This window comes from Microbacterium sp. LWO12-1.2 (assembly GCF_040675875.1).
Classification (GTDB): domain Bacteria; phylum Actinomycetota; class Actinomycetes; order Actinomycetales; family Microbacteriaceae; genus Microbacterium.
In genome coordinates, this window is sequence record NZ_JBEGII010000001.1 from 3,613,967 (window position 1) to 3,627,455 (window position 13,489).

The window sequence follows — 13,489 nt, forward strand, 5'->3', positions numbered from 1 at the left end:
CCGCCCTCAGACCGCGGTCGCCGCCTGCAGGGCGATGCGGATCATGTCGCCGAAGGTCTGCTCGCGCTCCTGCGCCGTGGTCTCCTCGCCGGTGACGATGTGATCGGACACCGTGCAGATGCTCAGAGCCCGACGGCCGTGGAACGCGGCGAGCGTGTACAGCCCGCTGGTCTCCATCTCGACGCCGAGCGCGCCGTGCTGCACGAACGGCGCGGTGAGCTCGGGGCGCGTACTGTAGAACTGGTCGCTCGACAGCAGCAGGCCCACGTGCACGGCGGAGTCCAGCGGCTCGCGCTCGCTCGCCTCGACCGCGGCGCGCAGCAGCGAGAAGTCCGCGACCGGCGCATAGTCGAGTCCGTGGAAGCGCACCCGGTTGATGCCGGAGTCCGTGCAGGCACCGTTGGCGATGATGATGTCGCGCACCTTCAGCTTCTCGGTCAACGCCCCGCACGACCCCACACGCACAATGGTCTGCACGTCGTACGACGTGAACAGCTCGGTGGCGTAGATCGCCATCGACGGCTGGCCCATGCCCGAGCCCTGCACTGAGACGCGGTGGCCTTCCCAGGTGCCGGTGTAGCCCAGCATCCCGCGGGTCTCCGAGTAGAGCTCGGCGTCGTCGAGGAACGTCCCGGCGATCCACTTCGCCCGCAGCGGGTCGCCGGGGAACAGGACGATGGGGGCGATCTGACCGGGCTCTGCGGCGATGTGCGTGCTCATCGACTCAGCGTAGGTCAGCCCTCGTTGCGTCGCACCATCTCGCCGATCCACAGCGGGGCGAACGGAGAGGTGCACCCCGGGGCGGTCGGGTAGTCGGCCAGCACCTGCAGGTTCTCGCCGATCGCCAGTGCCCGCGCCCGCAGCACCGGATGATGGATGCCGATCTGCGCGAGGGTCTCGTTCATCGACCACTGCAGCCGCTTCGGAGCATCCTTCATGTCACGTTCGATCAGGTCGAGAAGGTGCGCGAGGTCGAGTCCGTCCGGCTGCTTCACGACCCGCACGGAGGTGAGCGACCAGGCCGCGGCGGCGACCGTCGGGTCGGCGTCGTCGAACCAGCGCCCCCGCATCTCCTCGGCGAGTGGCGTCTTCTTCGCGACGTAGTTCACGAACCAGTCGTTGACCTTCGGCGGATGCGTCTCGCGCAGCATCGCGTCGAGCTCGTCCGGCGTGAACGCGCGCGGCGTGCAGATGAGCAGCGCGAGCAGCCGCGCCGGCGTCTCGCCCGTCTCCCACAGCTCCTTCGCGAGCGGCTGGTCGGTCTTGATGCGCTTCGCCAGCGTGCGCAGGCGGCTGAGGTTCATCCCGTGGTCGTCGCCGCGCTTCTCGTTCGCGGCGCGCATCTTCGGATCCTCGAGGGCGGCGAGTTCGCCGAGCGCCTCGGCCAGCGTCATGTCGGGCATGGGTCCAGGGTAGGCCGGGCGTCAGTCCTCGACCAGCTGATCGCGGATGCGCCGCAGGTCCTCCATCATCGACCCGATCAGGATCCAGTGCTGCGACGACGGCGGACGGATGACGAGGGGAGCCGTCAACGCGGGGATGGCGGAGGTCAGCGCCTCCGGTTCCTGGGCGACGTCGGCGATCTGCACCGCGAGGCGCACATCATGCCCGGCCCTGCGCAGCTGCTCGGCGATCGCGGCGACGGCGGGTTCCTCGCCGATCGAGTCGTCGTAGTGGTCGAAGTACGCACGCGTCATCCCGATCACCTGCGTGACGATGGGCGACAGCCGCTCCAGCAGTTCCCGCATCTCCCGTAGGTCGGCACGGTGAGTGGAGCGCCGCGGATTCAGCGTGAGCGACTCCTCGCCGGCCGCGATCGAGGCTTCGGCTGCATCCTTCATCGGCCGCAACAGCCGTGCTTCCAGCATCAGCTCCTGCATCCTGGCCGGGGTCTGCGGGGAAGGCAGCGCGTCGGCCAGACGATCCAGACAGGCCGCCAGTTCGCCGCCCAGCAGTCCGAGGTCGCGGCGTGCCGGCGCGACGAGCACGGGCGGCACGATGGCCGCGTTCACGACGATGCCGATCACGACGCCGATCAGCGTCTCGACGATGCGGGCGAATGCGTACTCGGCGCTGGACGACCCGAGGGCGAGGACGAGCATCGCCGAGATCGCGACCTGGTTGCCGGTGCCCGGTGAGGCCCGGAACACCCACGCGACGAGCATGGCGACCACGATCGCGAGCAACACGATCCAGCTCGGCGACCCGAGGAGCAGGCCGAGGGCGACCGCGATCACGACGCCGGCGATCACGCCGATGCTGCGCTCGAGCGCCTTCGAGAGGGACTGGTTCACGCTGGGCTGCACGACCAGCAGCGCGGCGATCGCGGCGAAGACCGGCAGCTGCGCGGGGAACACCCATCCGGCGATCAACCACGCCGAGATCGTCGCTGCGGCCGACTTCACGACCTGCAGCAACGGGGAGCGCTGGGAGGCGCCGATCGCGGCGGGGATGCGCATGCTCTCCACGGTAGTCGGATGCACCTGGCGTGGGTTCGCGGGGTCACTTGCACGATGAAGTGCCGGATGCACGACGGATGTGCGGCACTCGTCGTGCAGGTGGCGCGCAGTCGTGCAAGTGGCGCGACAAAACGGGTCGCCCTAGGCGCGGGGGCGGTCGCAGTCGAAAGATAGGGAATCCGTCGGATGTGGGCGGGGTGCCTCAGAGCGGAGTGTAGGGATATCGCACACCGTCAGGAGAAGCCATGTACGAGCACCCTTATCTCAGCTATCAGGTCACCGAGTTCGAGCGGGAACAGCTGGAACGCGCCGTCGAACGCCGTCGGATGCTGATCGAGCGCGCCGATCAGATCGTGCCGCGTCAGGTCGGACCGTTGCGCCGGATGCTGCGCCGGATGTTCGGACGCGCAGGCGCGACGACCGCGGAGGCCGGCGTGCCCGTGCGGGCCTCGGCCGGCCTCTCGAACGAGCGTCGCGGTGCGGTCCCCTGCGAGCCGCTGACCGCGCGGTGAACGCCGCGATCTCGGCGCCGCAGCACCGCACGCCGGCGCTCACGCACAGCGCCCCGGATGTCGGCGGGGAGTGGGAGCATGAATCCATGCCCTCGTTCGGTCCCAGCTCCGCCATGGTCGGTCGTGACGCCGATCTCGCCGGCGTGTTTCGCGCATTCGAGGGCGCCGTGGAAGGAACGCCGGCTGCCCTGCTGGTCGAGGGCGAGGCAGGTATCGGGAAGTCGCGGCTGCTGCGGGAGTTCGCGGCGCACGTCGCAGATCGGGCCGATGTGCATGTCGGCTGGTGCCTCGACCTGGGCGCCGCGCGCACCCCCTACGGCCCTCTCACCGGCATCCTGCGTTCGCTGGTCTCGACGGTGGGCGTCGACGAGGTGCGTGAGGCCGTGGGCGTGGGAGCCGAGGCACTAGGCATGCTGCTCCCCGAGCTGGTCCCGGTGCCGACCGACCGCGAACGCACCAGCCCCGAACGACTCCGCGACGCGATCGCGACGCTCATCGAGACGGCGGCATCCCGTGCCCCGCAGGTGCTCATCGTGGAGGATCTGCACTGGGCCGACGAGTCGACGCTCGCGATCCTCTCCTTCCTGTTGCGCACGCTCACGCGTGGGAGGGTGCTTCTGCTTCTCAGCTGCCGCTCCGACGATGTGCGCCGCGGCGATGCGGTCAGCCGGTTCATCGCGGAGGCGACCAGGGCGAGGCTGCTCGATCGCATCGCTCTGCAGCGTCTCGGAACGGATGCCGTGCGGGCGCTCGCCGAGCAGATCACCGGCCATCCCCTCAGCGAGGGCGCGCTCGAGCGCGTGCAGGAGCGCGCAGAAGGCGTCCCGTTCTTCGTCGAGGAGATCGCCGGGTGCACGGCGGGACCGCTGCCCGACGGCCTCCGCGACATCCTGCTCGGTCGGTTCGACCGTCTCGGCGACGACGCTCGTCGGGTGGTCCAGGTCGCCTCGGGCGCGGAACGCCCGCTCGCTCATCCCCTCCTCGCGCGACTGGCCGCCCTGGGTGAGGAGCGACTCGACGACGCGCTCCGCGAGGCGATGGGCATCGGCATCCTCGTCATCTCCGACGATCTCTACCGCTTCCGGCATGCTCTGCTCCGCGAAGCCGTGCACGCCGACCTGCTGCCGGGGGAGCGGTCGAGGCTGCACCGCGCCTACGCCGAGACGCTCGAGGAGTACTGCGACGACACCGAGAGCGGCGATGCGGCGGCGCTGGCGTACCACTGGCAGCTCGCGCAAGACGAGCGCCGCGCCCTCATCGCGGCCGTCGAAGCGATGCGTCACGCCAAGGCGCGGTTCGCGTTCGGAGCCGCCGCCCGCTTCGGCGAGCTCGCTCTCGACCTGTGGCCGCAGGTGCCTGATGCGGCAGATGCGGCCGAGGTCTCGCACCTCGAACTGCTCCATGCCCTCGGGTCCATCCTGCGCAATGCGGGCGACGGTGAACGCGCGCTCGCGGTCGCCAATCTCGCGCTCGACGAGGTCGATCCAGTGACCATCGATCCTCGACTGCATGCGCGCCTGCTCCGCAACAAGGCGCTGTATCTGGTGAACCTCGGACGCCCCGGCGCGATCCCCCTGCTGCTGCAGGCGCTCGCGATCGTCGACGAGAGAGTCGATGATGACCAGCTCAGGGCGGAGCTGCTGAACCAGCTGGCGAGTCGCCGCATGATCGCGGGTGATCGCGTGGAGGCGATCGCGATCGCGACCGAGGCCGCCGAGGCGGCTGAGCGCGCGCAATCCGATGATCAGCTCTCGATCGCCGCGAACGTGCGAGGAGCCTCGCGCGCGCACCTGGGCGACATCGAGGGCGGCATCCGCGAATACACGCTCGCCCGCGACCTCGCGCGCGGGTCGACGGCGGAGATGCGTTACCGGGTCAACTACTCCGACCTTCTGGGCCTGCTCGGCCGCTACCGCGAGGCGCTGCTGCTCGCCGAGGAAGGACTCGCGCGCTCTCGGCTGTTCGGCGTGGAGCGCACCTCCGGGTCGATCATGACGCAGAACATGGTGGTGCCCCTGCTCGAGCGCGGCGAGATCACCCGTGTGGAGGAGTTGCTCGCGCGAGACTTCATGCAGGGCACCCTGCGGGTGTTCCGCATGTACGCGACGATGACGCGGGTGCGCGTGCTCGCGTGGCGAGGGCGTTCCGCCGAGGCGGCGGAGGCGATGCGCGAATGGCTTCCGGCGTTCGAGGAAACGGGAGCCGTCGAGCGGCAGATCTGGTACGACCGCGTGGTGATGGCCGTCGCCGTCGCCGAGAGCGCTGGAGACCCGCGAGGAGCGCTCGCCGCGATTCTCGCGATGATCGACGACGAAGGTCCCGTGCTGCTCCACCAGCGACGGCTGCTGCTGCAGGCCGGGGCGATCATCGCCGAGCTGCGCGCTGCCGGCGATGATGTGAGCGAGGCATCGCGTGCGGTCGCTGCGGCCTGGGCCGCGCAGTCCGCGCAACTGAGAGCCGGCACCTGGTCCGTGATTCTCGACGCACTGCTCGTTCCGACGGCAGAAACGCTCGACGAGGCGATCGATCTCGCCGACGGCGAAGACGTACCGGTCACCTTCCGCGTCGTCAGTCGCATCGAACGCGCACGGATGCTCGTGCATGCGGGCGATCGTGCCGCGGCGGCATCGCTGCTGGCAGACGCCGAGACGATCGCCGATGCGCTGGGTCACGTGCAGCTGCAGGCCGCGGTAGCGGGCTTCGCGACCGCGGCCGGGCTGCGGGCGGGCGGAGAAGACGAGTCCGCGCTCCTCACCGCACGCGAACGCCAGGTGCTGGCGCTCATCGCCGAGGGGCTGAGCAACCGCCAGATCGGCGAGCGGCTGTTCATCAGCGTGAAGACCGTGAGCGTGCATGTGTCGGCGGTGCTGCGGAAGCTCGGGGTGAGCACACGCACCGAGGCGGCGCTGGCTGCCCGCGCCTCTGCCGTGCTGTCCTGAGCAGCCGGTGACCGCGCGCGAAAGTCGGGGGCGCGCTCGCAGAGATGGCGTGGTACGGTTGGCAACGTGCCTCTTTCCGGAGGCGTCATTCATCACCGGCCCGCGAACGCTTGCTGCGACGTGTGTGGCCCGACATCTGGATCCGAATTCTGCGCCGATTGGTTCGGCACGGATCCCCTGAAACTTCGCCCCTTCCGTTCGGAGGGAGGCTCACTCGTATCCTCCGGTTGTTCCGGTGCGATGCACAAGCCGTGTAAAACAGCGGCTAGATCAACAGAAAGAAGAAACACATGGCCACTGGCACTGTGAAATGGTTCAACGCGGAAAAGGGCTTCGGCTTCATCGCTCCCGATGACGGCTCCGACGACCTGTTCGCCCACTACTCGGCGATCACGGGCTCGGGCTTCAAGGAGCTCCGCGAGAACCAGAAGGTCGAATTCGACGCTGAGCGTGGCCCCAAGGGCATGCAGGCTGCGAACATCCGCGCTCTCTGAGCGCGCACTGATCGTCCGGAAGCCGGTCGGACCCCTTGTGGGTCCGGCCGGCTTCTGCGTTCCCTGGGCGAGCACATCCGCCCAGCCTGTTCCGCGGGGTCCGGTAAGTCCAGACCATTGGCTTATTAGGGAGGCCTAACTCTCTGTTAGATTAGGGCAGGCTTACCAAAGCCTCCCCCCCCCCCCCCCTGCCACCCTCCGAAGGGAATGCCTGTGCGCACCTCTCGACTTCTCGCTGCCGGTATCGCCGCAGCGCTCGCTCTCAGTCTCGCCGCGTGTGCCACGCCGAAGACCGATGACACCGCAGACGTGGTCGGCGCCAATCCGGCTGACCCCTCCGCCTTCCCGGTCACGATCGAGCACGTGTACGGCGAGACCACGATCGCCGAGAAGCCCGAGCGCATCGCCACGATCGCGTGGGCGAACCACGAGGTGCCGCTGGCCCTCGGCGTCGTCCCGGTCGGCATGAGCAAGGCCACCTGGGGTGACGACGACGACAACGGCGTGCTGCCCTGGGTCGAGGAGAAGCTCGACGAGCTGGGCGCCGACACCCCTGTGCTGTTCGATGAGACCGACGGCATCGACTACGAGGCTGTGGCCGACACCGAGCCCGACGTCATCCTCGCCGCCTACTCCGGTCTGACGCAGGAGGAGTACGACACCCTCTCCAAGATCGCTCCGGTCGTCGCCTACCCCAAGGTCGCCTGGGGGACCTCGGTCGACGACATGATCGAGCTGAACTCGAAGGCACTCGGCCTGGAGGCAGAGGGGCAGGCGCTGATCGAGGACCTGCACGCCGATTCCGAGGCAGCGCTCGAGGAGAACAGCATCCTCAAGGACAAGAAGGTCCTGTTCGCCTACGTCGACCCGACCGACCTCAGCCAGATCGGCTACTACACGGCGATCGACACGCGCCCCGGCTTCCTGCACGACGACCTGGGGCTCCCGCTCCCGTCGATCGTCGAGGAGAACGCCGGCAGCGACCAGTTCTACCTCACGGTCAGCTCGGAAGAGGCCGACAAGTTCGCCGACGTCGATGTGTTCGTCACCTACGGAGACGACTCGCTCATCGCCACGCTGCAGGCCGACCCGCTGCTCTCCAAGATCCCGGCCATCGCCGAGGGGCGGATCGCGATCCTGCCCGACGCCACCCCAGTCGCGGCATCCGCGAACCCCTCGCCGCTGTCGATCCCGTGGGGTCTGAGCGACTACCTGGCCCTTCTGGCCGCGCCGCTCGCGGCGAAGTGAGCCTCGGCTCCCGCTCCGTGCACTGAACACAGTGGCCACCGTCACCGTTCCCACGCCGGGCGCCGCAGACCTGCGGCGTCCGGCGTGGGCGCGTACCCTCTGGCTGCTGATCGGGCTGGGCGTGCTGCTCGTGCTCTGCGTGCTGTCGGTGTGCTTCGGAGTGCGCGCGGTGAGCATCGACGACATCTCCGCGGCTCTCGGCGGGCAGACCGACACCCTCGCCCAGGCCGCGATCGTCAAGAGGCTGCCTCGCACGGTGCTCGCGCTGCTGGTCGGCGCCGCCCTCGCGCTCTCCGGCGCCACCATGCAGGCCGTGACCCGCAATCCGATCGCCGACCCCGGCATCCTCGGCGTCTCGAACGGTGCGTCGCTCGCGGTCGTGATCGGCATCGCGTTCCTGGGTCTCTCGAACCCCTACGGGCAGATGGCCCTCGCGATCGTCGGCGCCGCGGTCGCCGCGACCTTCGTCTACACGGTCGGATCGCTCGGACGAGGGGGAGCGACACCGCTCAAGCTCGCCCTCGCGGGAGCGGCCACCTCCGCCGCCTTCGCCTCGCTCATCAGCGCGATCATGCTGCCCCGCGTCGATCTGCTGCAGGCGTTCCAGTCCTGGCAGATCGGCGGCGTCGGCGGTGCGGAGTGGCCGCGCATCGCCTTGACCGCTCCGGTCCTCGCGCTCGGCGCACTCATCTGCTTCGCGAGCGCCCGCGGCATGAACTCCCTCGCGCTCGGCGACGACATGGCCAAGGGGCTCGGGGAGCACGTCTTCCGCACCCGCCTGATGTCGGCGCTGGGCGCCGTGATCCTCGCCGGTGCGGCGACCGCCATCGCCGGACCGATCGGGTTCGTCGGCCTGGTGATCCCGCACGTCTGCCGCCTGCTGATCGGCACTGACCACCGCTGGCTGCTGCCGTTCTCGGCCCTCGCCGGTGCGGCGCTGCTGCTCGCGAGCGACATCATCGGCCGCGTGATCTCGCCTTCGTCCGAAGAGATCCAGGTGGGCATCATCACCGCGATCGTGGGAGCCCCGTTCTTCATCTGGATCGTCCGCCGTCAGAAGGTGCGGGAACTGTGAGCACCGTGAAGCAGAACACCGCTGCGCAACCTCCCGCTTCCGGCGACCTCGCTGCCGGTGTCGCCGCGATCATCGCCGGACGCCGCGCCCGCCATCGCCGCCACGCGATCGCCACCATCGTGCTGGGCATCCTGTTGTTCGCCCTCTTCGCCGTCGCGCTCATGGTGGGCAACACGTTCTACACGCCCGAGCAGGTCATCCGCGTGATCCTCGGCGAGACCGTGCCCGGCGCGTCCTTCACCGTCGGCGAGCTGCGATTGCCGCGCACGGTGCTGGCCGTGCTCGCCGGCGTCTCGTTCGGCATCGCGGGCGTGTGCTTCCAGACCCTGCTGCGCAATCCGCTCGCCTCGCCCGACATCATCGGCATCTCCGATGGCGCGGGCGCCGCAGCCGTGCTCGGCATCATCGTGCTGTCGCTGAACGGACCCGTCGTCTCGCTGCTGGCCCTCGGCGGCGCGCTCGTGACCGCAGGAGTGATCTACCTGCTCTCGATCAAGGGCGGCTTCGCCGGCACCCGACTGATCCTGATCGGCATCGGTATCGCGGCCATGCTGCAGAGCGTCATCTCGTACATGCTGTCGCGCGCCGCGAGCTGGGACATCCAGACCGCCATGCAGTGGCTCACCGGCAGCCTGAACAACGCGTCCTGGGAGCGGGTGACGCCGCTGGCGATCGCCGCAGCCGTCATCCTGCCGCTGATGCTCACGCAGGGCAGGGCGCTGGGTGCCCTGCAGCTGGGCGACGACTCGGCCTCGGGTCTCGGCGTGCGCGTGAATCGCACTCGGCTCCTGTTCATCCTCGGCGCGGTGGCGCTGCTGGCCTTCGCCACCGCCGCGACCGGGCCCATCGCGTTCGTCGCCTTCATGGCCGGACCCATCGCCGCCCGCATCACGGGGCCGGGCGCGAACCTGCTGCTGCCCAGCGCGTTCGTCGGTGCGGTGCTGGTGCTCGGTGGTGACCTGATCGGCCAGTACGCCCTCGGCGCCCGCTACCCGGTCGGCGTCATCACGGGTGTGCTCGGCGCGCCCTATCTGATCTATCTCCTCATCCGCACCAACCGCACTGGGGGCTCGCTGTGACCGTCTCGCACACACTGTCGGCGGAGGGGGTCACCCTCTCGTACGGCGACCGCACCATCATCGACACGCTCGACCTGCAGATCAGCCCCGGCAAGATCACCACGATCGTCGGGGCGAACGGATGCGGCAAGTCGACGCTGCTGCGTTCGCTCGCCCGGCTCCTGTCGCCCAGTGCCGGACAGGTCGTGCTCGACGGCAAGTCGGTGCACGCACGTCCGACCAAGGAGGTCGCCCGTATCCTCGGCCTGCTGCCGCAGTCGCCGGTCGCGCCCGAGGGCATCGCCGTCGCCGATCTGGTGGGCCGAGGCCGCCATCCGCACCAGAAGGTGCTCGCGCGCTGGAGCGCCCATGACTACGAGGTCGTGGCAGACGCCCTCGCGGCCACGGGGACGACCGAGCTCGCCGACCGCAGCGTCGACGAGCTGTCGGGCGGGCAGCGCCAGCGCGTGTGGATCGCGATGGCGCTCGCGCAGGAGACCGACATCCTGCTGCTCGACGAGCCGACCACGTTCCTCGACGTCGCGCACCAGGTCGAGGTGCTCGACCTGCTCACCGACCTGAGCGTCTCGCGCGGCACGACCATCGTGATGGTGCTGCACGACCTCAACCTCGCCGCGCGTTACGCCGACGAGCTGGTCGCCATGAAGGAGGGACGGGTGCACGCGATCGGCGCACCGCAGGATGTCGTCACCGCCTCCCTCGTCGAAGAGGTCTTCGGCCTCGCCAATCAGATCACCATCGACCCTGTCTCCGGCAAGCCGATGGTCACACCCATCGGGAGGCACCATGTCCGCTGAGACCACCACCGAACGCCCCACCTACGTGCTCGCACGCGCCGAGGTGCGTGCGGTGAACCGCGTCTCGCCCTCGTTCGTGCGGGTGACCTTCGGCGGCGACGAACTGTTCGAGTTCGGCACCCCCGGCGATGTCTTCGACAGCCGCATCAAGCTCATCTTCCCCCCGGCATCCGGCGTGCTGCCGACCCTCGACCGCGAGAACGGCGACTGGTGGGGCTCGTTCCTCGCGGTGCCTGAGGAAGAGCGCGGATCGATGCGCACCTACTCGGTCCGTGATCTGCGTGTCGACGCAGAGGGCACCGAGGTCGACGTCGACTTCGTGCTGCACCTCGAGCCCGGTCTCACGGGCCCCGCGTCCCGCTGGGCGAGCACCGCCGCCGTGGGGCAGGAGCTGTACCTCGTCGGTCCGCGCCGCGGGGTGGATGCCGATGCGCACGGTGGGGCCGAGTACGCCCCCGGAACCGCAGCCTCGGTCGTGCTCGCGGGTGACGAGACGGCCGCCCCGGCGATCGCCCGCATCCTCGAGGATGCCCCGAGCGACCTGCGCGGCGTCGCCTTCATCGAGGTGCCGTCGCCCGCCGACATCCTGCGGATCGACGTGCCGTCCGGTGTCGAGGTGCACTGGCTCCCCCGTGATGCCGGTGATCCGCACGGGCTGCGACTGATCCCTGCGGTGCTCGCGCACCTCGGCGATGCTGATGCGACGGACGAGATCCGTGTGAAGGACATCGACACCGAGGACCTGCTCTGGGAGACGCCCGACTACTCGGGACTCGGCGAGGAGATCGCGGCGGCGGATGCTCCGGCCGAGCGCTACTTCTGGATCGCGGGCGAGAGCGGTGTCGTCACGACACTGCGCCGCCATCTCGTGAAGGACCTCGGCATCGACCGCTCGCAGGTGGCCTTCATGGGGTACTGGCGCCGCGGCGTCGCCATGCGCGGCTGAGGCTGCTTTTCGAGTCCGATCAGCAGGACGCAGCGTGATGGACGCATCGCACCGGCTCCCCGGCCGCAGCGCGAAGCGGTCGGTGCAGTATTGCGGTCACCCCGCGGGCCGCCATCCGTCGTCCGGGCCGATGGTCGCTGACACACGACGACTGATCGTGCGCAGCTGACGGGCCTGGGCGGTGGTCAGGGTGTCGAAGATCAATCGGCGTACGAGTGCGTGGTGTGCGGGGGTCGACTCGACGACCTTCTCGTGCCCCGCCGGCGTGAGAACCCCCAGTGTGAACCGCCCGTCCTCTGGATCGATCTCCCGGCGCACCCAACCCTTCGCCTCGAGTCGCGAGACGGCGCGGGAGAGGCGTGAGAGCGTGCTGCTCGCGTAGCTCGCGAGCACGCTCAGCCGCAAAGACCGCTGCGGGGCTGAGTCGAGCGCGAACAGGATGCCGTGCTCGAAGTGGGTGAGTCCGCTGTCTCGCTGCAGTTGTGCGTCGAGTGCGGCGGGGAGACGTTCGAGCAGCGTGGCCACGGGAGCCCACGTCTCCAGCTCATCCGGAGTGAGTGGCTCATCGGTGGCGTGCTCGGTCATGGGACGAGGCTACCTCAGAAGTATCAATTCACTTGCTCAAGCAAGTCCAAAGCGCGTACCATCACTTGCTTAAGCAAGTCATAGATGCGCCGGATGGCGCAGATTGAAGGATGGAATGGATCTGCGACTGCAGGGCAAGAGGGCATTCATCAGCGGCTCGAGCCAGGGAATCGGGTACGCGATCGCGGCGTCGCTCGCCGCGGAGGGCGCGGAGGTGATGCTGAACGGGCGTGACGCGCTGCGGGTCGAGGCGGCGGTCGAGCGGCTTCGTGCCGACTATCCCGATGCGCGAGTGTCGGGTCGCGCCGCCGACTTCGCGAAGGCCGACGAGGTTGCGGCGCTCACTGCCGCGCTCGGCGAGATCGACATCCTCGTGAACAACGTCGGGCTGTTCGGCCTCGCCGACTTCGCGTCGATCGCCGATGACGACTGGATGCGGTACTTCGAGGTCAACGTGATGAGCGGGGTGCGTCTCTCGCGCGCCGTGCTCGGCGGGATGCGTCAGCGCGGGTGGGGTCGCATCGTCTTCATCAGCAGTGAGTCCGGTGTCAACGTGCCGGCTGACATGGTGCACTACGGCATGACGAAGGCGGCGATGCTCGCGGTAAGCAACGGTCTGGCGAAGCTCACGCGCGGCACCGCCGTCACGGTCAATACCGTGCTCGGCGGGCCCACCTTCTCCCACGGTGTCGCCGCGTCCGTGGCGGCGGTCGCCGAGGCGCAGGCGCTGTCGGCGGAGGCGATGAAGGATGCCATCATCGGCCAGAACTCGACAACCCTGCTCGAGCGGTTCATCGAACCGACCGAGATCGCCCACCTGGTCACCTACCTGGCGAGCCCCCTCTCGTCGGCGACGAACGGTGCGGCGTTGCGTGCGGATGGAGGAGTGCTCACCGCGATGCTGTGAGTCACCGACGGCGTCGGCGCCCCTGGGGATTCCCCTGGGGCGAACCGGTGGATGCGAGCGGGTTCCAGGCGCAGGTGACGCTGTTCGAGGACCGCACGGTCGTGACATACGACCCCCGCGGCCTCGGCCGCAGCATCCGCAAGGACGGCGCAGTCACGAACGAACCCGAGATCCAGGCGGAGGACGTCCACGCGATCATCGAGGCGCTGAAGGCCGCGCCGACGCGATCGTGGTCGCGGTCGGCGAGGAGTCTCTGAAGGTCTACACCGGCCGTACCTCGATCGCCCTCGCCGAGAAGCTCGGCCAGCAGGCCACGGTCTTCCCGAGCCACCACGGCGGGTTCATGCGCGGCGAGTTCGGCTACGCCGGACAGCCCGAGGCCTTCGCCGCCAAGCTCCGCGCGGTGCTCGCGTCGTAGGGCATCCGATCGCTCTTCGGAGAACTGCGG

The 13,489-nt window shown here is 69.1% G+C and carries 15 protein-coding genes; 11 read left to right on the top strand and 4 right to left on the bottom strand.

The window, feature by feature from the left end:
- Nucleotides 1-6: 6 nt before the first annotated feature.
- The 3 genes from deoD to MRBLWO12_RS17310 are packed head-to-tail and all read right to left on the bottom strand — an operon-like array spanning nt 7 to nt 2,459.
- Nucleotides 7-720, bottom strand: coding sequence for a purine-nucleoside phosphorylase (deoD, locus tag MRBLWO12_RS17300; protein ID WP_363557710.1), 714 nt, complete (start codon nt 718-720; stop codon nt 7-9).
- Nucleotides 721-734: 14 nt separating this feature from the next.
- Nucleotides 735-1,403: a DNA alkylation repair protein gene (locus MRBLWO12_RS17305; protein ID WP_363557712.1), complete on the bottom strand. Its 669-nt coding sequence runs from the start codon at nt 1,401-1,403 to the stop codon at nt 735-737.
- Between the two features lie 21 nt (nt 1,404-1,424).
- Entirely contained in the window at nt 1,425-2,459 is a 1,035-nt protein-coding gene (locus MRBLWO12_RS17310) for an FUSC family protein (protein WP_363557714.1), read from the bottom strand.
- 245 nt (nt 2,460-2,704) lie between these two features.
- Between MRBLWO12_RS17310 and MRBLWO12_RS17315 the strand changes: the two genes are divergently transcribed.
- The 8 genes from MRBLWO12_RS17315 to MRBLWO12_RS17350 all read left to right on the top strand — a co-directional run bounded on the left by MRBLWO12_RS17315 (nt 2,705) and on the right by MRBLWO12_RS17350 (nt 11,549).
- A complete protein-coding gene (locus MRBLWO12_RS17315; protein WP_363557716.1) occupies nt 2,705-2,971 on the top strand; it encodes a hypothetical protein in 267 nt (88 codons plus the stop codon).
- Between the two features lie 86 nt (nt 2,972-3,057).
- A complete protein-coding gene (locus MRBLWO12_RS17320; RefSeq protein ID WP_363557718.1) occupies nt 3,058-5,910 on the top strand; it encodes an ATP-binding protein in 2,853 nt (950 codons plus the stop codon).
- 290 nt (nt 5,911-6,200) lie between these two features.
- On the top strand, nt 6,201-6,404 hold the full coding sequence (locus MRBLWO12_RS17325; protein WP_141874111.1) for a cold-shock protein: 204 nt from the start codon (nt 6,201-6,203) through the stop codon (nt 6,402-6,404).
- Nucleotides 6,405-6,617: 213 nt separating this feature from the next.
- Nucleotides 6,618-7,652 carry an iron-siderophore ABC transporter substrate-binding protein gene (locus tag MRBLWO12_RS17330; protein WP_363557720.1) on the top strand — a complete coding sequence of 345 codons (1,035 nt, stop codon included), beginning with the start codon at nt 6,618-6,620 and terminating at the stop codon, nt 7,650-7,652.
- A 31-nt stretch (nt 7,653-7,683) separates the two neighbouring features.
- Complete coding sequence (locus MRBLWO12_RS17335) at nt 7,684-8,727, top strand: FecCD family ABC transporter permease (RefSeq protein WP_363557722.1); 1,044 nt, start codon at nt 7,684-7,686, stop codon at nt 8,725-8,727.
- 5 nt (nt 8,728-8,732) lie between these two features.
- Nucleotides 8,733-9,806 (top strand): FecCD family ABC transporter permease, encoded by a 1,074-nt coding sequence (locus tag MRBLWO12_RS17340; protein WP_363558638.1) that lies wholly within the window; start codon nt 8,733-8,735, stop codon nt 9,804-9,806.
- A complete protein-coding gene (locus MRBLWO12_RS17345; RefSeq protein ID WP_363557724.1) occupies nt 9,803-10,603 on the top strand; it encodes an ABC transporter ATP-binding protein in 801 nt (266 codons plus the stop codon). The genes MRBLWO12_RS17340 and MRBLWO12_RS17345 overlap by 4 nt, the downstream gene beginning before the upstream one ends.
- Nucleotides 10,593-11,549, top strand: a complete 957-nt coding sequence (locus MRBLWO12_RS17350; RefSeq protein ID WP_363557726.1) for a siderophore-interacting protein — start codon at nt 10,593-10,595, stop codon at nt 11,547-11,549. The genes MRBLWO12_RS17345 and MRBLWO12_RS17350 overlap by 11 nt, the downstream gene beginning before the upstream one ends.
- A gap of 96 nt (nt 11,550-11,645) precedes the next feature.
- Here the strand turns inward: MRBLWO12_RS17350 and MRBLWO12_RS17355 are convergent, their stop codons facing one another.
- On the bottom strand, nt 11,646-12,134 hold the full coding sequence (locus tag MRBLWO12_RS17355; protein WP_363557728.1) for a MarR family winged helix-turn-helix transcriptional regulator: 489 nt from the start codon (nt 12,132-12,134) through the stop codon (nt 11,646-11,648).
- Nucleotides 12,135-12,249: 115 nt separating this feature from the next.
- Here MRBLWO12_RS17355 and MRBLWO12_RS17360 point away from each other — a divergent pair, with 115 nt between their 5' ends.
- From MRBLWO12_RS17360 to MRBLWO12_RS17370, 3 genes are read left to right on the top strand one after another with little or no spacing between them, the layout of a single operon-like run.
- Entirely contained in the window at nt 12,250-13,041 is a 792-nt protein-coding gene (locus MRBLWO12_RS17360; RefSeq protein ID WP_363557730.1) for an SDR family NAD(P)-dependent oxidoreductase, read from the top strand.
- Nucleotides 13,038-13,298 carry an alpha/beta fold hydrolase gene (locus tag MRBLWO12_RS17365; protein ID WP_363557731.1) on the top strand — a complete coding sequence of 87 codons (261 nt, stop codon included), beginning with the start codon at nt 13,038-13,040 and terminating at the stop codon, nt 13,296-13,298. Before MRBLWO12_RS17360 ends, MRBLWO12_RS17365 begins: the two co-directional genes overlap by 4 nt.
- Nucleotides 13,271-13,459: a hypothetical protein gene (locus tag MRBLWO12_RS17370; protein ID WP_363557733.1), complete on the top strand. Its 189-nt coding sequence runs from the start codon at nt 13,271-13,273 to the stop codon at nt 13,457-13,459. The genes MRBLWO12_RS17365 and MRBLWO12_RS17370 overlap by 28 nt, the downstream gene beginning before the upstream one ends.
- Nucleotides 13,460-13,489 lie beyond the last annotated feature (30 nt).

Excerpts from the sequence above, each read along its gene's own strand:
- MRBLWO12_RS17325 (WP_141874111.1), top strand. The coding sequence starts at position 6,201 with ATGGCCACTGGCACTGTGAAATGGTTCAACGCGGAAAAGGGCTTCGGC.
- deoD (WP_363557710.1), bottom strand. The coding sequence starts at position 720 with ATGAGCACGCACATCGCCGCAGAGCCCGGTCAGATCGCCCCCATCGTC.
- MRBLWO12_RS17320 (WP_363557718.1), top strand. The coding sequence starts at position 3,058 with ATGCCCTCGTTCGGTCCCAGCTCCGCCATGGTCGGTCGTGACGCCGAT.
- MRBLWO12_RS17350 (WP_363557726.1), top strand. The coding sequence starts at position 10,593 with ATGTCCGCTGAGACCACCACCGAACGCCCCACCTACGTGCTCGCACGC.
- MRBLWO12_RS17355 (WP_363557728.1), bottom strand. The coding sequence starts at position 12,134 with ATGACCGAGCACGCCACCGATGAGCCACTCACTCCGGATGAGCTGGAG.
- MRBLWO12_RS17315 (WP_363557716.1), top strand. The coding sequence starts at position 2,705 with ATGTACGAGCACCCTTATCTCAGCTATCAGGTCACCGAGTTCGAGCGG.
- MRBLWO12_RS17305 (WP_363557712.1), bottom strand. The coding sequence starts at position 1,403 with ATGCCCGACATGACGCTGGCCGAGGCGCTCGGCGAACTCGCCGCCCTC.
- MRBLWO12_RS17310 (WP_363557714.1), bottom strand. The coding sequence starts at position 2,459 with ATGCGCATCCCCGCCGCGATCGGCGCCTCCCAGCGCTCCCCGTTGCTG.
- MRBLWO12_RS17360 (WP_363557730.1), top strand. The coding sequence starts at position 12,250 with ATGGATCTGCGACTGCAGGGCAAGAGGGCATTCATCAGCGGCTCGAGC.